General features: G+C 75.7%; 20 protein-coding genes and 1 pseudogene. 18 read left to right on the top strand and 3 right to left on the bottom strand.

Annotated elements, in window-relative coordinates; all coding sequences use genetic code 11:
- Positions 1-130 precede the first annotated feature (130 nt).
- From K1J50_RS13670 to K1J50_RS13655, 4 genes are read left to right on the top strand one after another with little or no spacing between them, the layout of a single operon-like run.
- Complete coding sequence (locus K1J50_RS13670; protein ID WP_220118270.1) at positions 131-655, top strand: SH3 domain-containing protein; 525 nt, start codon at positions 131-133, stop codon at positions 653-655.
- A 57-nt stretch (positions 656-712) separates the two neighbouring features.
- Complete coding sequence (locus tag K1J50_RS19625) at positions 713-1,012, top strand: SH3-like domain-containing protein (protein WP_220118269.1); 300 nt, start codon at positions 713-715, stop codon at positions 1,010-1,012.
- Positions 1,009-1,320: an SH3-like domain-containing protein gene (locus tag K1J50_RS19620; protein WP_220118267.1), complete on the top strand. Its 312-nt coding sequence runs from the start codon at positions 1,009-1,011 to the stop codon at positions 1,318-1,320. The genes K1J50_RS19625 and K1J50_RS19620 overlap by 4 nt, the downstream gene beginning before the upstream one ends.
- A gap of 1 nt (position 1,321) precedes the next feature.
- A complete protein-coding gene (locus tag K1J50_RS13655) occupies positions 1,322-1,906 on the top strand; it encodes a nitrile hydratase subunit alpha (protein ID WP_220118266.1) in 585 nt (194 codons plus the stop codon).
- Between the two features lie 112 nt (positions 1,907-2,018).
- Here the strand turns inward: K1J50_RS13655 and K1J50_RS13650 are convergent, their stop codons facing one another.
- Positions 2,019-2,663, bottom strand: coding sequence for a nitroreductase family protein (locus K1J50_RS13650; RefSeq protein WP_220118265.1), 645 nt, complete (start codon positions 2,661-2,663; stop codon positions 2,019-2,021).
- Positions 2,664-3,695: 1,032 nt separating this feature from the next.
- Between K1J50_RS13650 and K1J50_RS13645 the strand changes: the two genes are divergently transcribed.
- Both K1J50_RS13645 and K1J50_RS13640 read left to right on the top strand, forming a co-directional pair.
- Positions 3,696-4,403, top strand: a complete 708-nt coding sequence (locus K1J50_RS13645; RefSeq protein ID WP_220118264.1) for a methyltransferase domain-containing protein — start codon at positions 3,696-3,698, stop codon at positions 4,401-4,403.
- Positions 4,400-5,278, top strand: coding sequence for a MipA/OmpV family protein (locus tag K1J50_RS13640; RefSeq protein WP_220118263.1), 879 nt, complete (start codon positions 4,400-4,402; stop codon positions 5,276-5,278). Before K1J50_RS13645 ends, K1J50_RS13640 begins: the two co-directional genes overlap by 4 nt.
- A gap of 561 nt (positions 5,279-5,839) precedes the next feature.
- Here K1J50_RS13640 and K1J50_RS13635 read toward each other — a convergent pair.
- Positions 5,840-6,139 (bottom strand): annotated as a pseudogene (locus K1J50_RS13635) (peptidoglycan-binding domain-containing protein); the annotation flags it as partial.
- On the opposite strand from K1J50_RS13635, the gene K1J50_RS13630 reads away from it, so the two are divergent.
- The 3 genes from K1J50_RS13630 to ada all read left to right on the top strand — a co-directional run bounded on the left by K1J50_RS13630 (position 6,063) and on the right by ada (position 8,959).
- Complete coding sequence (locus tag K1J50_RS13630; RefSeq protein ID WP_220118262.1) at positions 6,063-6,275, top strand: hypothetical protein; 213 nt, start codon at positions 6,063-6,065, stop codon at positions 6,273-6,275. The pseudogene K1J50_RS13635 and the gene K1J50_RS13630 overlap by 77 nt on opposite strands.
- Before the next feature lie 873 nt (positions 6,276-7,148).
- Positions 7,149-7,787, top strand: a complete 639-nt coding sequence (locus K1J50_RS13625; RefSeq protein ID WP_369413601.1) for a tetratricopeptide repeat protein — start codon at positions 7,149-7,151, stop codon at positions 7,785-7,787.
- An 80-nt stretch (positions 7,788-7,867) separates the two neighbouring features.
- Positions 7,868-8,959, top strand: coding sequence for a bifunctional DNA-binding transcriptional regulator/O6-methylguanine-DNA methyltransferase Ada (ada, locus tag K1J50_RS13620; protein ID WP_220118259.1), 1,092 nt, complete (start codon positions 7,868-7,870; stop codon positions 8,957-8,959).
- A gap of 255 nt (positions 8,960-9,214) precedes the next feature.
- Here the strand turns inward: ada and K1J50_RS13615 are convergent, their stop codons facing one another.
- A complete protein-coding gene (locus K1J50_RS13615; protein WP_220118258.1) occupies positions 9,215-9,859 on the bottom strand; it encodes a LabA-like NYN domain-containing protein in 645 nt (214 codons plus the stop codon).
- 137 nt (positions 9,860-9,996) lie between these two features.
- On the opposite strand from K1J50_RS13615, the gene folK reads away from it, so the two are divergent.
- The 9 genes from folK (at position 9,997) to parC (ending at position 19,750) form a co-directional block, all read left to right on the top strand.
- Positions 9,997-10,542: a 2-amino-4-hydroxy-6-hydroxymethyldihydropteridine diphosphokinase gene (gene folK / locus K1J50_RS13610; RefSeq protein WP_220118276.1), complete on the top strand. Its 546-nt coding sequence runs from the start codon at positions 9,997-9,999 to the stop codon at positions 10,540-10,542.
- 181 nt (positions 10,543-10,723) lie between these two features.
- Entirely contained in the window at positions 10,724-11,134 is a 411-nt protein-coding gene (rpoZ, locus tag K1J50_RS13605) for a DNA-directed RNA polymerase subunit omega (RefSeq protein WP_220118257.1), read from the top strand.
- Positions 11,135-11,147: 13 nt separating this feature from the next.
- A complete protein-coding gene (locus tag K1J50_RS13600; RefSeq protein ID WP_220118256.1) occupies positions 11,148-13,544 on the top strand; it encodes a RelA/SpoT family protein in 2,397 nt (798 codons plus the stop codon).
- Complete coding sequence (gene acpS, locus K1J50_RS13595; RefSeq protein WP_220118254.1) at positions 13,541-13,948, top strand: holo-ACP synthase; 408 nt, start codon at positions 13,541-13,543, stop codon at positions 13,946-13,948. Before K1J50_RS13600 ends, acpS begins: the two co-directional genes overlap by 4 nt.
- 143 nt (positions 13,949-14,091) lie before the next feature.
- Complete coding sequence (gene lepB, locus K1J50_RS13590) at positions 14,092-14,877, top strand: signal peptidase I (RefSeq protein ID WP_408869376.1); 786 nt, start codon at positions 14,092-14,094, stop codon at positions 14,875-14,877.
- A gap of 72 nt (positions 14,878-14,949) precedes the next feature.
- Positions 14,950-15,621 (top strand): ribonuclease III, encoded by a 672-nt coding sequence (rnc, locus tag K1J50_RS13585; RefSeq protein WP_220118272.1) that lies wholly within the window; start codon positions 14,950-14,952, stop codon positions 15,619-15,621.
- Positions 15,618-16,562: a GTPase Era gene (gene era / locus K1J50_RS13580; RefSeq protein ID WP_220118253.1), complete on the top strand. Its 945-nt coding sequence runs from the start codon at positions 15,618-15,620 to the stop codon at positions 16,560-16,562. The genes rnc and era overlap by 4 nt, the downstream gene beginning before the upstream one ends.
- Before the next feature lie 163 nt (positions 16,563-16,725).
- The gene (gene recO, locus K1J50_RS13575) at positions 16,726-17,499 is read left to right on the top strand and encodes a DNA repair protein RecO (RefSeq protein WP_220118252.1); all 774 of its coding nucleotides are present in this window, start codon (positions 16,726-16,728) and stop codon (positions 17,497-17,499) included.
- Between the two features lie 16 nt (positions 17,500-17,515).
- Complete coding sequence (gene parC / locus K1J50_RS13570) at positions 17,516-19,750, top strand: DNA topoisomerase IV subunit A (RefSeq protein WP_220118251.1); 2,235 nt, start codon at positions 17,516-17,518, stop codon at positions 19,748-19,750.
- The last annotated feature ends 35 nt before the right edge of the window (positions 19,751-19,785 follow it).

Genomic DNA, 19,785 nt, shown 5'->3' with positions numbered 1-19,785 from the left:
CGCGGCACCGCCGCAAGCGGCGTCGCGCCGGCCGCCGGCGGCCGCGTCGCCCGCCGGAACCGCCCGGCGCCCTGCCGGGACGGCCGCCGGGGCCGCCGCCGGGGCCGCGGCAGGAGCGGCCGGCGCCGCCATGGGCACCGCGGCGGTGGTCCGGCCGCCGGGCCCGAATGCCCCGCCGCCTGGGGAGCCCGGCAGCCCGCCCGAACCGGCCGCGCCGCTCACCGGTCCGGTGACCGGCCTGCCGCTGCCGCGCTTCGCCGCCCTGCGCTCCGACGAGGTCAATCTGCGCGCCGGCCCCGGCACCCGCTATCCGATCGAATGGACCTTCCAGCGCCGCGCCTGGCCCGTGGTGATCCTGCGCGAGCACGACGTCTGGCGCCGCATCCGCGACGTGGACGGCACCGAAGGCTGGGTGCACGTCTCCACCCTCACCGGGCGCCGCAGCTTCCTCGTCCCCGGCCGCGAGGAGCGGCTGCTGCGTCGCCGCCCGGACGCCGGGGCGGCCCCGGTCGCGCGGCTGCAGCCCGGCGTCGTCGGCCGGCTCAACCGCTGCGAGGCGGGCAGCGAGTGGTGCGAGGTGGAGGTCGGCCGCGTCCGCGGCTGGATCCGCCGCGCCGAGATCTGGGGCGTCGGCGCCGCCGAGGAGGTGAAGTAGCCGCCGCCCCGGCCGGGCCGCTTTACTCCCGCCGGCGCCCGGGCCTAGCCTTGCGCCATGCCCGACGACGCTCCCGCCCATGTCCCGGCCACGCACGACCTCGGCGGCGCCAGCCGCTTCCGCTGCACGCCGATCGACCCGGACGATGCCCCGCCTGACGCCTTCGGCAAGCGGGTGGACGCGATCCGCCAGATCCTCGCGCAGAAGAAGCTGATGACGGTGGACGAGCTGCGGCGCGGCATCGAATCGCTTCCGCCCGAGGAGTACCACGCCCTCGGCTACTACGAGCGCTGGCTGCGCTCGATCGCCGCCATCATGATCGAGAAGGGCGTGATCGCGGCGGAGGAGCTGCGATGACCGAGGCGGGCGCCGCCTTCGCGCCCGGCGCGCGGGTGCGCGTGCGGGACGACTGGCCGGAGGAGCGGGGGCCGTGCCACATCCGCACCCCGCACTACGTCCGCGGCCGCACCGGCACGGTCGAGCGCGCGCTCGGCGCCTTCCCCAACCCGGAGGACCTCGCCTTCGGCCGGCCGGCGCCGCGGCGCAGGCTCTACCATGTGCGCTTCGACCAGCGGCCGCTGTGGAACGAGGGCCATCCGCGCGACACGGTGCTGGTCGAGATCTTCGAGCACTGGCTCGAACCCCTCGCCGAAGGGAGTCCCTGAGATGGCCGCCCCGCCCCGCCCCGAGAGCGTGGCGATGCTCGAGAAGCTGGTCGCCGCGCTGACCGCCAAGGGCATCCTGACCGAGGAGGAGATCGCCGAGCGCCAGGCGATCACCGACCGCGCCTCGCCCGAGACCGGTGCGCGCATGGTCGCGAGGGCCTGGACCGACCCGGACTACCGCCGGCTGCTGCTGTCCGACGGCACGGCGGCGGCGGAGGCGATGGGTGTCACCATGGCGGGCGCGCCGCCGCTCGGTGTGCTCGAGGACACGCCGACGCGGCATCACCTGGTCGTCTGCACCCTGTGCAGCTGCTATCCGCGCGCCGTGCTCGGCTATCCGCCGCACTGGTACAAGTCCGCCGCCTACCGGGCGCGCGCCGTGCGCGATCCGCGCGGCGTGCTGGCGGAGTGGGGCACCCACCTGCCGGACCACGTCGAGGTCCGGGTCGTGGACAGCACCGCCGACTACCGCTGGATGGTGCTGCCGATGCGCCCCGCCGGGACCGAGGGCTGGAGCGAGGAGCGCCTGGCCGCGATCGTCACCCGCGACTGCCTGATCGGTGTGGCGCTGCCCAGGGCGGGCTGACCGCCGCCGCGCCCGCGCGAGCGGATCGCGCGCGGTCGGCGACCGCCGCGAGGGCGGCTCGGCTCGGCGGGCAATGCGGCGGAGCCGCGCCCGCAGCCGGGCGGAAGCGGCGCTAGGCCTGCGCGCCGCTCCAGGGCCGGCCCCAGCGGTCCTCGAAGACGAAATCCGCCAGGTTGCCGCGGCCGACCGACCCGAACTTCCCCATCGGCCAGCCGATCGGCAGGATGGCGTAGGAGTGCACGCCCGGCGGCAGGCCGAGCGCCGCCTCGGTCTCCTTCTCGAACAGCAGGTGCCGCGTCGTCAGCGTCGCGCCGAGGCCGAGCGCGCGGGCCGCGAGCAGCATGTTCTGCACCGCCGGATAGATCGAGGCGCCGGACCAGCGCGTCGGCGTCCCGCTCTCCTCGAGGCAGCAGACGATCCACACCGGCGCCTCGTGGAAGTGCTCGGTGAGGTAGGCGACGGCAGCGTGCTGGCGCCGGTACTTCTCCGCGCTGACGCCGGGCGGCGGCGCGCTCGCCGCGTAGCGGGGTCCGATCACCTCGTCGAAGGCCTTCTTGTACCAGACCTGCACCGCCTTCTTGATCGCCGGGTCCTTGACCACGAGGAAGCGCCAGCGCTGTGAGTTGCCGCCGTTGGCGGCGCAGATGCCGGCCTCGAGGATCCGGCGGATCAGCGCATCGGGCACCGGGTCCGGCTTCAGCCGGCGCATCGCCCGCGTGGTGTGCATGATCTCGAAGACGTCGGTTCCCTCGGGCATCGCTTCCTCCTCCCGCCGCGCGGCCGGTCAGGCTAGGCGGGCGCGGGGGGACCGACAACGCGCCCGCGCCCGCCCGGCTCCGCGGCCGCGGCGCGCGGCGACCCCCGCCGCACCGTCCCCTCGCTGACGCCCTGGGGCCGCATCTTCCCGCCCGACCGCCCCTGGCTGGCGCGGCAGCGGCCGGAGCCCGAGTTGCCGGCCGGGGCGCCCACCGCCGCCTCCGGGACCGGCTGACGGCAACGCCGCCTGCGCGACGAATTCCTGGCCGACCTGCGCAGCAGGCACGACGCCGTCGCCGCCGCGTTCGTGCGGCGCCCCGCCATGTTCCCCGCCGCGGGCCCGGAGGAGACGCGCCCTGTCGGCGAGGCCGAGCCCGTCGCCGGCCAGCCGGCGACGAGCGCGAGCGGCCGGCACGGCCCGGCGCATGCCACCGCCATCGTCGGCTTCGCCGACCTCGCGCTCGGCGATGCGGTCGAGGCGGTGCTGACGGCGCATTGGCGCGCCGCCGACGGACGGTTCCGCCGCGTGCGCCACTCGTGTCTTCCCCGGCACGCGGTTCGTCCTCGGCCATCGCGGCGGCCCGGTCGGCTGCGGTTCTTGCCCGGGGAAGCGCGACCAGGCCTTCGCCGCGGGGGAGGCGCCGGTGGCGGGCCGGCGCGCCGCCCGAACGTCGCCGCCAGGCTCCGCGGCATGACGACGTGCCGCCCCGCCCGGTCGGGAGCCGCATTCCGGGCGGGAGGAGGAGCATCCGCCGCCGGGGGGCGGAACGCCTTCACGCGCATCGCCGCCGCAGTCTCGTCGGCGGAAAGGGAGGCGCGGTTCGCCGCGACGGCGCGGCGGCCACACCGGGCCGCGCGCCCGCCGCCTCTGCGCCCGCGAAGGGCGACGCGCTGCCGCGCCGCCTCGGCAGGGGCGCGCGCCCCGCTCCGGGCGGCCGGCCGTGCCGGACAGGGGCGCTGCCGGCGCGTTGCGGCGCCGCGCCGGGTCACGCATAGTTCCCGGACTCGCATCCCCTTCCTCCGCTGCGACGCCGTGCCGTCTCCCCTCCCTGATCCCGGACAGGCGGATCGCGGCGCCGACGCCGCCGCGCTGCGCCGCGCCGTCGCCGCGCGCTACGCCGGCGCCTCGCGCTGGGCACGGGGCTTCGTCGCTGGCAAGCTGCGCGCCGACCCGGTCGTCGCCGCCCTGCTCGCGCGCGGCGCCGCGCGGCCGTTCGGACACGTGCTCGACCTCGGCTGCGGCCGCGGCCAGCTCGGCCTCGCCCTGCTCCAGGCCGGCTGCGCCACGGCGCTGCTCGGCCTCGACCGCGACCGGGCGAAGCTCGCCGAGGCGCGCGCCGCCGCCGCCGACCTGCCCGCCGCGTTCGCCGAAGCCGACTTCCTCGCCCCCGTCGCGCTGCCGGAATGCGACACCGTGCTGCTGGTGGACGTGCTCTATCTGCTGCCGGAGCCGGCCCAGCAGGCGCTGCTCGCCCGCGCCGCGGCGGCGGCGCGGCGGCGCGTGCTGATCCGCGCCTTCGATCCCGCGCGCGGCTGGCGCAGCGCCGTCGGCCACGCGGCGGAGCAGCTCGGCCGGCTGCTGCGCGGCGATCTCGGCCGCACCGCGATCGCGCCGCTGCCGGTCGGCGTGCTCGCCGCGACCCTGCGCGCCGCCGGATTCGCCCGCATCGCCGTCGCGCCCTGCTGGGGGCGCACGCCGCTGCCCAACGTGCTGCTGGACGCCGAACGGGAGGAGGCATGAGCCGCCCGCCGCCCTCGCCGCGCCGCCTCGCCGCGCTCGCCGCGCTGCTCGCGCTTCCCGCGCCCGCCCTCGCGCAGGCGGACCCGGCGGGGGAGCGGCGCCCGCTGCTCGAGATCGGCCTGCTCGGCGGCGGCGGCTACGTGCCGGACTATCCGGGGGCGGAGCAGAGCCGGCTGCGCGGCATCGTCTCGCCCTCCCTCACCTATCGCGGCGACCTCTTCCGCGCCGACGAGCTGGGCGCCCGGATGCGCGCCTGGCGCGACGGCCGCGCCGAGTTCTCGCTCAGCGCCTCCGGCGCCTTCCCCGTCTCCTCGCGCGAGAACCGCGCGCGCCAGGGCATGCCGGACCTCGACTGGCTGGGCGAGATCGGACCGACGCTGCGCCTCACCCTCTGGCGCGATCCGGCCGCGCCGCGGCGCGTGATGCTGGAGACGCCGGTGCGGGCGGTGTTCTCGACCGACCTCTCCAGCATCAGCTTCCGCGGCTGGGTGTTCAACCCCGACATCGCCTGGGAGCAGCGCGACCTGCTGATCCCGCGCAGCCGCTTCCGCATCGGCCTCGGCGCGGTGTTCGCCGATGCGCGCCACATGGACTACTTCTACGGCGTCGCCCCGGAATTCGCCCGCCCCGACCGCCCCGCCTACCGCGCGCGGGCCGGCTATCTCGGCGCGCGGCTGCAGTTCAGCTACCGCGTGCCGATCACCGGGCACCTCGCGGTGATCGCGGGGGCGCGGTTCGAGGACTTCAGCGGCGCCGCCAACGCCGACAGCCCGCTGTTCCGCCGCGACCGCAACCTCAGCGTCGCCGCCGGCTTCGTCTGGACGCTCTACCGCAGCGCCGACACCGTGCCGGCCCCGGCCGACCCGCTCGAATAGCGGCGATCGCGTTGGGCGGGAAACGGGACGCGGGCGCGAAACGGGGCGAGAGACGAAGCGGGAGGGTCTTGCGACGCGCCTGCGCGGTCGAAGGACGATCCGGCACCGGCATAGCGCGCCAGCCTCGCCGGCGGCGCAGCACTGCGCCGCCGCGCGCCGCGGGAGCGCGGCCGCGCCAGGACCGCCGAGGCCGCGGTCCGCACGGACGGCGCGGCGTCGCGTTTTGCCACCGATGCGCCCGCCTGCCTCGGTGAGGCGCGGGGCTGCGTCGCCGCGTTTTCTGCCGTCGGCACGGCTCCGGCGAGCGCGCTCGTCCCCGGGCTTCCGCCTGCTTCGCCTCGCGCGCGGCCGATTGCCGTGGCCGAGGCGCGGAACAGCGAGCGGGTTCCCGCCATGGGCCGCACCGCTTGCGCCTCCGCAGCGGCGGTCACGGGCGGCCACGAACCCGAGTCCGACAATCCGGCAGGGCCGGGTCCGAGGCGGCGTTTCGAGCGGCGGCGGGTGCCGGCCGGCACCAGGGAACAGGGCGGTCAGCAGCGCGTCGGCCTCCGGCGACAGGCCGCGCAGATGCTTGAAGGCGCGCACCGCGGCGCGGGTGCGGGCGCCGTAGAGCCCGTCGGGTGGCCCGGGATCGAAGCCGAGCAGATCCAGGCGCTGTTGCCCCCGCGCCGCCAGGGCCAAGTCGAGGGGCAGAGGGTGGCGCGGGCGTGGCCGGGTGTGGCGGGGCGGGGCAGGCCAGGGACGCCTCCAGGCGTTCCGCCGCCTCCCGCCGCAGGGTCTCCCGGTGCTCGATCGCCTCGGCCCGGGCTTGGTCGAGCAGGCGTTGCGGCCGGATGCGGTTGAGATCTGCACCTCTGCCATCCGCCCCGGGCGCCGTCAGGTCGAGGGCTTGGGACACGGCGAGGCGGCCCTGGTCGCGGACTGCCGCGGCGAGCCGGCGCAGGGTGGCAAGGCGCAGGGCCTCGAAATTCGAACCAACGCAGTTCGTGTAGCGTGAGGGGGGTGCTGCCGCGAGGGGCGTGCGTGCGCCGGCAGCGACCCGGTCGGGGCGGACGGCAGGAAGCGGGCGGCGAGGCCCGGCGCCGGCATGGTGCTGTCGGTGGGCGCGGGCGGCAGTCGGTGCGTCTCGAGGAAGGCGGCAGCGGCGAACAGGCCGAGGCTCTTCGGCAGCCGTCGGCGCCGGGTCTGCCGGATCTCGGTGCGCTGAGGCCTCCAGGTGCCGTCGCTCGGGGGGGTCCGCCTCGGCGAGGGGGATGGGCTCGCCGAGGATCACCAGGGCCTCGGCAGGCCGCTGGTCGCGCAGGGCCGCGTCGAGCCGCCGCTGCAGCATCTCGCGACGCGCGGCGTGGAAGTCCGTGACGCATCGCTCGCAGCCGGGGCCCACCGCGCCGGGCGCGGTGCTGTTAGCGCCCTGCGCGCGGCCGTCGCGGAAGAGGCAACGGGGAGCCGGGGCCGGGGATGGCGAGGGCACCGTATCCTCGCGGGGGGCGCTGAGGCCGATAGACCGATAGAGGGTGACGAGACACTGAACTTGCGGTAGGAGGGCAGGCTGCGCGATGCGAGGTCGGCCGGAGCTCCCCGTCCCTTCGCCGGTTCGGCGGCATGGCGCAGAACCGGCTCTCGACAGTGCGCGCGGACCGTATTGCCTGGGGCGGACGGGGCGGAGCATGGGCGCGACATGGCGGGAACGCTGACCGCGGAGGGGAAGGTCGCGGCGCGGGCGCGGGAGGTGCGGGACTGCGGGATCGGTCGTGCGCGGCCGGGCCTCGCCGTGGCCTGTCGGCTCGCGCCGGGTTGCGGGCGTTGCGCGGGTGCGCGCGGCGCTGGGCCGCTTTGGCGCCTTGCGGTGCTGGCGGCGGTCTTGGCGGGTGTGGTTCTTGGCGGCGAGGCGGGATGGCCGGCAGCGCGGGCGGAGCCTTCCTGGCAACCGGCGCAGGCCGCGCCGTCGGAGCCGTCGCCGTCGCCCGCGCTGCCGGGGCGGGGTGGCGAGCGTCCCGCCGTCCCGCACGGGGAGAGGGAGGAGGCGCGCCGCGCCGAGCTCGACCGGCTGTTCGCGGCCCTGCGCGACGCGCCGGACGAGATGGCGGCGGCGCTGGTGGAGGCGCGCATCCACGCGGTCTGGCAGCAGGGTGCGAGCCCCGCGGTCCAGCTTCTGATGCGGCGCGGCCTGCGCAGCCTGGAGGCGCGCGCGCCGGAGGAGGCGCTGGAGGATTTCGACGCGGCGATCACCCTTGCGCCCGGTTTCGCCGAGGCCTGGTACCGCCGCGCGCAGGCCCACGCCGCGGCGGGCGACATCGCCGCGGCGATGCGCGACCTGCGCGAGACGCTGCGGCTCGAGCCCCGGCATTTCGGCGCGCTGGTGACGCTCTCGGCGATCCAGGAGGAGGCGGGCGACCTTGCCGGCGCGCTGCGCAGCTTCCAGGCGGCGCTGGAGATCCATCCGAAGCTGCGCGGCGCCGAGATGCGGCTGCGGGACCTGCGGCGGCGCGCGCTGGGGGAGGACACCTGACGGGGCCCGTCGCCCGACATGGGCGCGCCGGCGCAACGCGCGGATGGCGCACCGGCGGGGCGGCGTGCGACAGGAGCGCCATGCCCGACGCCCTCGCCATCCCCGATCCCGACACCCTCTGGCAGGCCGTGCTCGCGCGCGATCCGCGGCCCGCCTGCGGGCCCTTCCTCTACGCCGTGGCGACGCAGGGAGTGTATTGCCGCCCCGGCTGCCCCTCGCGTCCGCCGCTGCGCCGCAACGTGCGCTTCTTCCCTACGGCCGAGGCCGCCGAGGCCGAGGGGTTCCGCGCCTGCAGGCGCTGCGACCCGAAGGGCGAGCGCGCGGCGCTGCACGCCGAAGCGGTGCGCGCGGCCTGCGCGCTGATCGAACGCTCGGAGACGATCCCCTCGCTCGCCGCGCTGGCGGAGCGGGCGGGGTATGCACGGCACCATTTCCTGCGGCTGTTCAAGGAGATCACCGGCGTGACCCCACGCTCCTACGCCGAATCCGTCCGCGCCCGCCGGCTTGCCGCGGCGCTCGCGGAGGGCGCGCGCGTCGCCGAGGCGGTGGCCGAGGCCGGCTTCGGCTCGGAGAGCCGGGTGTACGAGCGGCCGGGCCGGCTGCTCGGCATGACGCCCGGGGCGGCGCGGCGCGGCGGGCACGGCGAGACGATCCGCGTGGCGGTCGCCGCAAGCCCGTTCGGCCCGCTGCTGGTCGGCGCGACGGAGCGGGGCGTGTGCTTCCTCGGCTTCGGCGAGGACGAGGCGGCGCTGCGCGGCGACCTCGGCCGGCGCTTCCCCGCGGCGCGCATCGAGGAGGCGCCGGAGGCGCTGGCCGCGACGGTGCGCGCGGTGGTCGCCTTCCTCGAGGAGCCGAAGGCGGCGCTGGCGCTGCCGCTCGACCTGCGCGGCACGGCGTTCCAGCGGCGGGTGTGGGAGGCGCTGATGCGCATCCCCTTCGGCGAGACGCGGCACTACGCGGAAGTCGCGGAGGCGATCGGCGCGCCGGCGGCGGTGCGCGCGGTGGCGCGGGCCTGCGCGCGGAATCCGGTGAGCCTCGCCGTGCCCTGCCACCGCGTGGTGGGGAAGGACGGCGACCTGACGGGCTATCGCTGGGGCCTCGCGCGCAAGCGGGCGCTGCTGGCGAAGGAGCGGGCGGGGGCCGGACCAGCTCGCCGAGGCGCGGCGGGATAGGCGGTCCCGTCGTGCCCGCGCCGAAGGCAAGGGGGCCTGCCTCCCCTCGGCTTCGCCGGGCGCCGGGCGAGCGGAAGGGGGGCGCGCCTGCCGCGAGGGGGCGAGGCGGGAGGCGGTTCGGGACCGCGGGAGCCTTGCGGCAGGTCCGCGCGACACGGGGCCGTTCCGGCGGCCGGCCGGTGCGGCCGGGAGACGGGGAGCGCGGGCGCGGGGCGGCGGACGGCCGCCCGGGCCGCCCGTGCCGCACGCACCGTGTTACGGCGCGGGGTCGCTCGTCGGCTCCGCGGCGGAGCCTGCCGCCGGGCGCAGCGCGGCGGTGCCGCGTCCGCCCCCGCCGCCTCCGGCGGCAGCGAGGCGCGGCCGCGGCTCGACCTGGCGGCGGGTGATCTCCGGGGCGAGGTCGGCGAGATCTAGGAAGGCGTCGGCCTGGCGGCGCAGCTCGTCCGCGATCATCGCCGGCTGGGTGCGGATGGTGGACACCACGGTGACCCGCACCCCGCGCCGCTGCACGGCCTCGACCAGGCGGCGCAGGTCGCCGTCGCCGGAGAAGATCACCGCATGGTCGAGGCGGGGGGCGAGCTCCATCACGTCCACCGCGAGCTCGATGTCGATGTTGCCCTTGACGCGGCGCTTGCCGGTGGCGTCGGTGAATTCCTTGGCGGGCTTCGTGACCACGGCGTAGCCGTTGTAGCCGAGCCAGTCCACGAGCGGGCGGAGGGGAGAGTACTCCTCCGTCTCGAGCAGCGCGGTGTAATAGTAGGCGCGGAGCAGGGAGCCCTGCTTGCGGAAATGCGCCAGGAGGTTCTTGTAGTCCACGTCGAAGCCCAGGGTCCGGGAGGCGGCGTAGAGGTTCGCCCCGTCTATGAAGAGGGCGAGCCGTTCGGAACGCTCGAAATGCAAGGTCGTTGTCCGTCCGAAGCGTCGGGGCCTGCCACCCTGGCGGGCCCTCACGGAACGTGCAGGATAGCCCTTCGTTGCGCGGCAGGAAACACGAATTCGTGATAATGTCGCCCTGCGACCGTTCCGGAGAGGCGGCGATGGAGGCGCGCGGGGGCACCGGCGAAGCGGCCATCCTGGTCGCGATCGGCGCCAACCTGCCGGGGCCGGACGGCGCCCCGCCGATCGCGACCTGCCGCCGCGCCGCCGCGGCGCTCGACCGGGTACTGCCGGGGGTGCGGCTCGTCGCCCTTTCGGGCTGGTGGACGTCCGATCCGGTCCCGCCGCAGCCGGGGGCGCCGCGTTTCGTCAACGGCGTGGCGCGGCTGCGGGCGAGCGGGGCGCTGCCCGATCCGGCGGCGCTGCTCGCGGCGCTGCAGCGTCTGGAGGCGGCGGCCGGGCGGGAGCGCCCCTACCGGAACGCGCCGCGGACCCTGGATCTCGACCTGATCGCCTGCGGTGCCCTGGTGCGCGATGCGCCCGACCCGGTGCTGCCGCATCCCCGTGCCCACCGGCGCGGCTTCGTGCTCTGCCCGCTCGCCGAGGTGGCGCCGGGCTGGCGACACCCGCGGCTCGGCCTGACGGTCGAGGCGCTGCTCGCGGCGTTGCCGGCGGAGGAGCCGCGTCCGGAGAGGCTGCCGGACTGACGGGCGCCCCGCTCCTTCGCCTGGCGGGGCGGACGGGCGGCGCGCCGGGCCGGCGCGGGCCCGCACGAGCGCGGCCGGGCGGGTTGCAGCGCCGGGAGCGGCTGGCTATCTGAAGAGTTCCCCTGCGATTCGGGGCCCCCGGTCCCGGGGAGTGCCCCCTGCGATCGGAGCCGACCCAGCCATGGCCCGCGTCACCGTCGAGGATTGCATCCTCAAGGTCCCCAACCGCTTCGAACTGGTCCTCTACGCCGCCCAGCGCGCGCGCAACATCGGCCGCGGCGAGGAGATCCTGGTCGACCGCGACAACGACAAGAACCCGGTCGTGGCCCTGCGCGAGATCGCCGAGGGCAAGCTCGACCTCGCCGCGCTCGAGGCCGACCTGATCCGCTCGCTGCAGCGCGCGCCGGAGCCCGAGCCCGCCGAGGAGGAGGTGCTCGACCTGATCGCCACCGACGAGAACATCTTCGGCGTGATGGACGTGAACGAGGAGCGGCTTCCCGAGGCCCCGGCGGGCGCCGAGGAGCTCTCGCCCGAGGAGATCGAGGCGGCGATCGCGGCGGAACTCGGCGGCGGCGACGCCGCGAAGCGCTGAGGGCGGCCTCGCCATGACGGCGGCGCGCGACGCCCGGGCCGAGGTCCCGGCGCCGCGTGCGCCGGACGGCCTTTCCGGCGCGGTCCCGCCGGCGGCGCCGGCGGCGGAGCGCGCCGTCACGGCGCCCGCGCCGCCCCCTGCCGCGACCGGCCCCGAGGCGATGGCGGCGGCGCTCCTGCGGCGGCTCTCCGCGAACGACCCCAGGGCCGACACCGGCCTGGTGGAGCGTGCCTACCGGCTCGCCGCCGAGGCGCATGCCGGGCAGGTGCGCGAGAACGGCGATCCCTACATCACCCATCCGCTCGCGGTGGCCGAGATCCTCGCCGGCTACCGGCTCGACGCCGGCACCATCGCCACCGCGCTGCTGCACGACGTGGCCGAGGATACGCGTGTCGGCCTGAAGGAGATCGAGCGGCGCTTCGGCGCCGAGATCGCGCGCCTCGTCGACGGCGTGACCAAGCTGACGCGCCTCGAGCTGCAGTCGGAGCGCACCAAGCAGGCGGAGAACTTCCGCAAGCTGGTGCTGGCGATGAGCGAGGACATCCGCGTCCTGCTCGTCAAGCTCGCCGACCGGCTGCACAACATGCGCACGCTCGACCATGTCGCCGAGCCCGAGCGGCGGCGGCGCACGGCGCGCGAGACCATGGAGATCTACGCGCCGCTCGCCGAGCGGATCGGCATGGAGGCGATCAAGACCGAGCTCGAGACGCTCGCCTTCCGGGCGCTCAATCCGGACGCCTGGGCGACGATCGCGGCGCGGCTCTCCTTCCTGCGCGGCCAGGGCGCCGACCTGATCGCCGAGATCGAGGAGGACCTGCGCCGGGTGCTGGCCGAGGCGGAGGTGCCGCTGATCGAGGTGCAGGGGCGGGAGAAGGCGCCCTACTCGATCTGGCTGAAGATGCAGCGGAAGAACGTGGCGTTCGAGCAGCTCTCGGACATCATGGCGTTCCGCGTCATCGTGCCGGAGAAGGCGGACTGCTACGCCGCGCTCGGCGCCATCCACTCCGCCTACCGCGTCGTGCCCGGGCGGTTCAAGGACTACATCTCCACCCCCAAGACCAACGGCTACCAGAGCCTGCACACCGGCGTGACCGTGCCGGCGCGGCGCAACGCCAAGATCGAGATCCAGATCCGCACCCGCGAGATGCACGAGGTGGCGGAGTACGGCGTCGCGGCGCACTGGCTCTACAAGCAGGGCGGCGAGGCGGCGCGCGAGCAGGGGCGGCGCTACCCCTGGGTGCGGGCGCTGCTCGAGATCCTGGAGAACGCCGCCGAGCCGCAGGAATTCCTCGAGCACACCAAGCTCGAGCTGCACCGCGACCAGGTGTTCTGCTTCACCCCGAAGGGCGACCTGATCGAGCTGCCGCGCGGCGCGACGCCGGTGGACTTCGCCTACCAGGTGCACAGCGAGGTCGGCGATTCCTGCGTCGGCGCCAAGGTCAACGGCCGCATCGTGCCGCTGCGCCACCAGCTCGAGAACGGCGACCAGGTCGAGATCATCACCGCCCGCGGCGGCACGCCCAACCCGGCCTGGGAGCGCTTCGTCGTCACCGGCAAGGCGCGGGCGCGCATCCGCCGCTTCGTCCACGCCCGCCAGCGCCAGGAGCAGCAGGAGGCCGGCCGCGCCGCGGTGGCCAAGGCGTTCCGCCAGGAGGGGCTCGACTTCTCGGAGAAGCTGGTCGAGCCGGCGCTGAAGGCGCTCAAGCAGCCCGACCTCGAGGCGCTCTGGCATGCGGTCGGCTCGGGCAGCCTCAGCGCGCGCGACGTGGTCCACGCCGCGGTGCCCGAACTGCGCCGGCCGCCGCGGCCGGCGGATGCGCTGACGCTGGCGCGCCCGCGCGGACGCCTCGGCACCGGGCCGCTGCTGGGAGGGGCCGGGGCGGCGGCGGGGCGGCCCGAGGGCGGGCCGGGCGGCGCCGGGACGGCCCGGCGGGGCGCGGGCGGGGTCCGGGAATCGGCGATGGGCATCACCGGCCTGGTCGCCGGCATGGCGGTGCACTTCGCCGGCTGCTGCCACCCGCTGCCGGGCGAGCGCATCGTCGGCATCGTCACCACCGGCCGCGGCGTGACCATCCACCGGGCGGACTGCCACACGCTGGAGAGCTTCGCCCAGACGCCGGAGCGCTTCCTGGACGTGGACTGGGACTACGGGGCGGGCGGCTTCGGCGGCACCCACACGGGGCGGATCGGCCTGGTGGCGGCGAACGAGCCGGGCACGCTGGCGGCGCTGACCACCGCCATCGCCAAGCAGGATGGGCAGGTGAGCAACCTGCGCATCGTCCACCGCGCCGCCGACCACATGGAGATGCTGGTGGACGTCGAGGTCACCGATCTGCGCCACCTCGGCAACATCATCGCGGCGCTGCGCGCCTGCCCGGGGGTGAGGGAGGTGGAGCGGGCGCGCGGATGATCATCGGCCTCGGTTCGGACGTGATCGACATCCGCCGGATGGAGCGGACGATCGCGAAGTACGGCGAGCGGTTCCTCGACCGGATCTTCACCCCGGCCGAGCGCGCCAAGGCGGAGCGGCGGGCCGAACGCGTGCGCGTCGCCACCTACGCCAAGCGCTTCGCGGCCAAGGAGGCGGCCGCCAAGGCGCTCGGCACCGGGTTCCGGGCGGGGGTGTTCTGGCGCGACCTCGGGGTGGTGAACCTGCCCTCCGGCCAGCCGACGCTGCGCCTGACCGGAGGGGCGGCGGAGCGCCTCCGGGCGATCACGCCGGCGGGGCACGCGGCGCAGGTCGCGCTGACCATGACCGACGAGTACCCCTACGCCCAGGCGGTGGTGGTCATCACCGCCGTGCCCCTTCCTTGACATCGCCGCCGCCGCCGGGCTTCTGTCCCCCGCCCGAGCGGGACCGGGACCTCGCCGGCGCGACTCAGACCCTCCGCGACCGCCCGGACGCCGGCGAGGCCGGCGCGCCGCGGAACGGCGACGGCGGAGGGCAGGAAAGGCGGATGCCGGCGAACACTCCTGCGATGGCGAAGCGGAAGAGCAGCAGCGGCGGCTGGCTGGAGAGCGCCAGGACGATCCTCTACGCCGCGCTGATCGCGGTGGGCATCCGCACCGTGGCCTTCGAGCCGTTCAACATCCCCTCCGGCAGCATGATCCCGACGCTGCTGGTGGGCGACTACCTGTTCGTCTCGAAGTTCTCCTACGGCTATTCGCGGCACTCCCTGCCGTTCAGCCCGAACCTGTTCTCCGGCCGGATCTTCGGATCCCTGCCGCAGCGCGGCGACGTGGCGGTGTTCAAGCTGCCGCGGGACAACGCCACCGACTACATCAAGCGCATCGTCGGCCTGCCCGGCGACCGCATCCAGGTGCGGGGCGGCGTGCTCCACATCAACGGCCAGCCGGTGCGGCGCGAATACCTCGGGCCCTATCTGGTGGAAGGGGAGGGGCCGCGGCCCGTGCCCGCGCGGCTCTACCGCGAGACCCTGCCCGCGCTGGGCGGCCAGCCCGCGCGCGCGCACGAGATCATCGAGGCGACGGACGACGGCCCCTTCGACAACACGCCCGAGTTCCGGGTGCCGGAGGGCTACGTCTTCGCCATGGGCGACAACCGGGACAACAGCCTCGATTCCCGCGCGATGAACGCGGTCGGCTTCGTGCCGCTGGAGAACCTGGTCGGCCGGGCGGAGTTCATCTTCTTCTCGGTGGACGGCGATGCCGGCTCGTGGTGGGAGGTCTGGACGTGGCCCCGCGCGATCCGCTGGAACCGGCTGTTCACCGCCGTGCGCTGACCCCCTCCGGCCGCCATGGCGACGCGCGCTGAGGGCGGGGAGGAGCGCGCCGCGGCGCAGCGCGATGCCGCCATGGCGGCGCTGGAGGCGCGCCTCGGCCACGTCTTCGCCGATCCCGCGCTGCTGCGCCAGGCGCTGACGCATCGTTCCGCCGCCGATCCGCGGCGCGGCCAGCTCGATTCCAACGAGCGGCTGGAATTCGTCGGCGATCGGGTGCTCGCCCTGCTGATCGCGGAATGGCTCGCCGAGCGCTTCCCCGAGGAGCGCGAGGGCGATCTCGGCAAGCGCCTCGCCGCGCTGGTCGCCCAGGACGCGCTGGCGCGGGTGGCGGAGGGGATCGGGCTCGGCGCCGCGCTGCGGGTGCCGGCGGCGGAGGGACGCACCGGGCTGCGCGGCCGGGCGAGCGTCCTGGCCGACGCGCTGGAGGCGCTGCTCGGCGCGCTCTACCGGGACGGCGGGCTGGAGGCGGCGCGCGCCTTCGTCCGCCGCGCCTGGGCGCCGCTGATCGAGGAGAGCCCGCGCCCGCCGCACTCGGCGAAGAGCCGGCTGCAGGAATGGACGCTGGCGCGCGGCCTCGGCCTGCCGGAATACCGGCTGGTCTCGACCGCGGGGCCGCCGCACCGGCCGGTCTTCGTGGTGGCGGTGCGGGCCGCGGGGCGCGAGGCGGAGGGGATGGGCGAGTCCAAGCGCGCCGCCGAGCAGGCGGCGGCGGAGGCGTGGCTCGCGGGGCTTGCGGAACCATGAGCGGCGACGCCGCGGAGCGGGCGGAGGCGACGGAGGGGGCGCGGCCGGCGCGCACGCGCTGCGGCCTGGTCGCGGTGGTGGGCGCGCCGAACGCCGGCAAGTCCACGCTGGTGAACGCGCTCGCCGGCACCAAGGTGACGATCGTCTCGCCCAAACCGCAGACGACGCGCTTCCGCATCCGCGCCGTGGTGATCCGCGGCGCCTCGCAGATCGTGCTGGTGGACACGCCGGGCATCTTCCGCCCGCGCCGGCGGCTCGACCGCGCCATGGTGGCGGCGGCCTGGGGCGGGGCACAGGACGCCGACCTCGCGCTCCTGGTCGTGGACGCCCGCGCCGGGCTGACCGACGAGGTGCGCGCCATCATCGAGGGCCTGCGCAAGGGCGGGCGGCCGGTCTGGCTGGTGCTGAACAAGACCGATCTGGTGGAGCGGCCGCGGCTCCTGCCGCTCGCCAAGGAGCTGAACGAGCTGCTGCCCTTCGCCGAGACCTTCATGGTCTCGGCGGCGACCGGCGACGGGCTCGACCGGCTGCTCGACCGGCTGGCGGAGGCGATGCCGGAGGGGCCGTGGCTGTTCCCCGAAGACGAGCTCTCCGACCTGCCCGAGCGCATGCTCGCGGCCGAGATCGTGCGCGAGCAGATCCTGCGCCAGACGCACGAGGAAGTGCCGCACTACGCCACCGTCGAGACCGAGCAGTGGAGCGAGCGCGAGGACGGCAGCGTGCGCATCGACTGCACGATCTATGTCGCGCGGCCGGGGCAGAAGGCGATCCTGATCGGCGACAAGGGCGCGCGCATCAAGGAGATCGGCCGGCGGGCGCGGCTCGAGCTGGAGGCGCTGCTCGGGCGGCGCGTGCACCTGTTCCTCAACGTCAAGGAGCGCGCGCACTGGGACGAGGAGCGGGCGCGGCTCCGCGCGCTCGGGCTCGAGGATCCGGGCTAGGGCGGATCGCGCGCGGCCAGGGACGGCCGGAGGCGGGGGATCGGCTCGCCGGACGACGCGCCGGGGCCGCGACCGCGCGCCCCGCTCGGCGGATGCGCCCCTGGGGCGCGGCCGCCGCGCGCCGCCCCCTGCATTCGCGCCCGCACGGCGCCATCTTCGTCCCATGGAATGGCGCGCCCCCGCGATCGTGCTCGGCGCCCGCCCCTTCGGCGAGGGCGGGGCCGTGGTCACGCTGCTGACCGAGGAGCACGGCCGCCACGCCGGCCTCGTGCGGGGCGGCTTCTCGCGCACGCAGCGGGCGGTCTGGCAGCCCGGCAACCTGGTGGAGGCGCGCTGGGTGGCGCGGCTGGCCGAGCAGCTCGGCGCGCTGTCGGGCGAGCTGATCCATCCCGCCGCGGCGCTGGCGCTGGACGATCCGCTCGCCCTCGCCCTGCTCGCCTCGGCCTGCGCGGTGGCGGAGGGCGCGCTGCCCGAGCGCGAGCCGCACCCGCGGGCCTTCCGCGGCCTGCTCGCGCTCATCGGCCGGCTGGGCGAGGGGGCCGCGACGGCTCTGCCCGACTACGTGCGCTGGGAGGTGGAGCTGCTGGCCGAGCTCGGCTACGGCCTCGATCTCACGCGCTGCGCCGCGACCGGCACGACCGAGGACCTGGTCTGGGTCTCGCCGCGCACCGGCCGCGCGGTCTGCGCCGCCGCGGGCGCGCCCTACGCCGAGCGGCTGCTGCCGCTGCCTGCCTTCCTGCTCGGCCAGGGTCCTTCCGGGCCCGGGGACTGGCTTGCCGGGCTGCGCCTGACCGGGCATTTTCTGGGAAAAGACGCCTATGGGCACCACCACCGGCCGCTGCCCGCGGCGCGCGGGCTGCTTCTCGACCGCGTGGCGGCGCTGACCGCCTCCGCAACGGGGCCGGCGGCTCCCGCTTCCGCCGGCTCGACCCGCTGACCCGGACTGGGACACGATGCCTGACGACGTGACGACGCTCCCCGAGGGCGGGGCGGTGCGCGAGACCCGCCTCTCCGAGGCGCTGTCCGAGCGCTACCTCGCCTACGCCCTCTCCACCATCATGGCGCGCTCGCTGCCCGACGTGCGTGACGGGCTGAAGCCGGTGCACCGGCGCCTGTTGTGGGCGATGCACCAGCTCAGGCTCGACCCGGCGTCGGGCTTCAAGAAGTGCGCGCGCGTGGTCGGCGACGTGATCGGCAAGTACCACCCGCACGGCGACGCCGCGGTGTACGAGGCGCTGGTGCGGCTCGCGCAGGACTTCGCGGCGCGCTACCCGCTGGTGGAAGGCCAGGGCAATTTCGGCAACATCGACGGCGACAACGCCGCCGCCATGCGCTACACCGAGGCGCGGCTGACCGAAGTCGCGCAGGCGCTGCTCCAGGGCATCGACGAGGATGCCGTGGACTTCCGCCCGACCTACGACGGCGAGGAGCAGGAGCCGGTCGTCCTGCCCGCCGCCTTCCCGAACCTGCTCGCGAACGGCGCCAGCGGCATCGCGGTCGGCATGGCGACCTCGATCCCGCCGCACAACGCGGGCGAGGTCTGCGCCGCGGCGCTCGAGCTGATCCGCAACCCGCAGGCCACGACCGCCGAGCTGCTGCGCCACATGCCGGGGCCGGACTTCCCGACCGGCGGCATCCTGGTCGAGCCGCCGGAGGCGATCGCCGAGGCCTACGCGACGGGCCGCGGCGGCTTCCGCGTGCGCGCGAAGTGGCAGGTCGAGAAGGGCAGGCACGGCACCTGGCAGGTCGTCGTCACCGAGATCCCCTACCAGGTCGCCAAGGCCAGGCTCGTCGAGCAGATCGCGCAGCTCCTGGAGGAGCGGAAGCTGCCGCTGCTCGGCGACGTGCGCGACGAGAGCACGGACGCGGTGCGCCTGGTGCTGGAGCCGAAGTCGCGCAGCGTGGACCCGGCGGTGATGATGGAGACGCTGTTCCGCGCCACGGCGCTGGAGAGCCGCTTCCCGCTCAACATGAACGTGCTCGACGCCGAGCGCACGCCGCGGGTGATGGGGCTGCGCGAGGTGCTGCGCGCCTGGCTCGACCACCGCCATGTGGTGCTGAAGCGCCGCACCGAGCATCGCCTCGCCGCGATCGCGCGGCGGCTCGAGATCCTCGACGGCTACCTGATCGTCTATCTCAACCTCGACGCGGTGATCCGCATCGTCCGCGAGGAGGACGAGCCGAAGGCCGAGCTGATGAAGGCCTTCGCGCTGACCGAGGCGCAGGCGGACGCGATCCTCAACATGCGCCTGCGCGCCTTGCGCAAGCTCGAGGAGATGGAGATCCGCAGGGAGCACAAGAGGCTTTCGGCGGAGCAGCGGAAGCTGCAGGCGCTGATGAGGTCCGAGGCGAAGCGCTGGGAGGCGATCGCCGAGGAGCTGGAGGCGGTGCGCGCGCGGTTCGGCGACGGCCGCCTGGGACGGCGCCGCACCGCGATCGGCACGGCGCCGGCCCCGGTCGCGCTGGAGGAGGACCACCTCGTCGAGCGCGAGCCGATCACCGTCATCCTCTCGCAGAAGGGGTGGATCCGCGCGCAGAAGGGCCACCTGCCGGAGGACGCCGAGCTGCGCTTCAAGGAGGGCGACGCCCTGCACCGCCTGGTGCACGCGGAGACCACCGACCGCCTCGTGCTGTTCGGCTCCAACGGCCGCTCCTACACGCTGCGCGCCGACGCCATCCCGCGCGGCCGCGGCGACGGGCAGCCGGTGCGGCTGATGGTGGACCTCGGCAACGAGGACGAGATCGTCGCCCTCTTCGTCCACCGCGAGGGCGCGCGCCGGCTCGTCGCCGCCTCCGACGGCAAGGGCTTCGTCGTGAAGGGCGAGGACCTGCTCGCCGAGCGGCGCACCGGAAAGCAGGTGCTGGTCGTCGAACCGCCGGCGCGCGCGGTGGTCTGCACGCCGGCGGAGGGCGACACGGTCGCCACGATCGGCGAGAACCGGAAGCTGCTGCTCTTCCCGCTCGAGCAGGTGCCGGAGATGGCGCGCGGCCGCGGCGTGCAGCTGCAGTCCTTCCGCGACGGCGGCCTCGCCGACGCCAAGGTGTTCTGGCGCAAGGACGGACTCTCCTGGCGGCTCGGCGAGCGCGTGCGGATCGAGACCGACCTCGCCTACTGGCGCGGCAACCGCGCCGGCGCGGGCAAGGCGCCGCCCGGCGGGTTCCCGAGGTCGAACCGGTTCGGCGGCTGAACGGGCGCGCCTGCAGGAACATCGCGCACCGATCC

Origin of the sequence: Caldovatus aquaticus (genome assembly GCF_019458025.1) — a bacterium.
GTDB classification, from domain to species: Bacteria; Pseudomonadota; Alphaproteobacteria; order Acetobacterales; family Acetobacteraceae; genus Caldovatus; species Caldovatus aquaticus.
Note: the sequence above shows the minus strand (reverse complement) of the source record. Positions and strands in the feature narration are given on the sequence as shown.

Coding starts and splice junctions, on each gene's coding strand:
- rpoZ (WP_220118257.1), top strand. CDS start 10,724: ATGGCCCGCGTCACCGTCGAGGATTGCATCCTCAAGGTCCCCAACCGC.
- acpS (WP_220118254.1), top strand. CDS start 13,541: ATGATCATCGGCCTCGGTTCGGACGTGATCGACATCCGCCGGATGGAG.
- folK (WP_220118276.1), top strand. CDS start 9,997: ATGGAGGCGCGCGGGGGCACCGGCGAAGCGGCCATCCTGGTCGCGATC.
- recO (WP_220118252.1), top strand. CDS start 16,726: ATGGAATGGCGCGCCCCCGCGATCGTGCTCGGCGCCCGCCCCTTCGGC.
- era (WP_220118253.1), top strand. CDS start 15,618: ATGAGCGGCGACGCCGCGGAGCGGGCGGAGGCGACGGAGGGGGCGCGG.
- lepB (WP_408869376.1), top strand. CDS start 14,092: ATGCCGGCGAACACTCCTGCGATGGCGAAGCGGAAGAGCAGCAGCGGC.
- K1J50_RS13600 (WP_220118256.1), top strand. CDS start 11,148: ATGACGGCGGCGCGCGACGCCCGGGCCGAGGTCCCGGCGCCGCGTGCG.
- K1J50_RS13655 (WP_220118266.1), top strand. CDS start 1,322: ATGGCCGCCCCGCCCCGCCCCGAGAGCGTGGCGATGCTCGAGAAGCTG.
- parC (WP_220118251.1), top strand. CDS start 17,516: ATGCCTGACGACGTGACGACGCTCCCCGAGGGCGGGGCGGTGCGCGAG.
- K1J50_RS13670 (WP_220118270.1), top strand. CDS start 131: ATGGGCACCGCGGCGGTGGTCCGGCCGCCGGGCCCGAATGCCCCGCCG.
- K1J50_RS19620 (WP_220118267.1), top strand. CDS start 1,009: ATGACCGAGGCGGGCGCCGCCTTCGCGCCCGGCGCGCGGGTGCGCGTG.
- ada (WP_220118259.1), top strand. CDS start 7,868: ATGCCCGACGCCCTCGCCATCCCCGATCCCGACACCCTCTGGCAGGCC.
- K1J50_RS13650 (WP_220118265.1), bottom strand. CDS start 2,663: ATGCCCGAGGGAACCGACGTCTTCGAGATCATGCACACCACGCGGGCG.
- K1J50_RS13640 (WP_220118263.1), top strand. CDS start 4,400: ATGAGCCGCCCGCCGCCCTCGCCGCGCCGCCTCGCCGCGCTCGCCGCG.
- K1J50_RS19625 (WP_220118269.1), top strand. CDS start 713: ATGCCCGACGACGCTCCCGCCCATGTCCCGGCCACGCACGACCTCGGC.
- rnc (WP_220118272.1), top strand. CDS start 14,950: ATGGCGGCGCTGGAGGCGCGCCTCGGCCACGTCTTCGCCGATCCCGCG.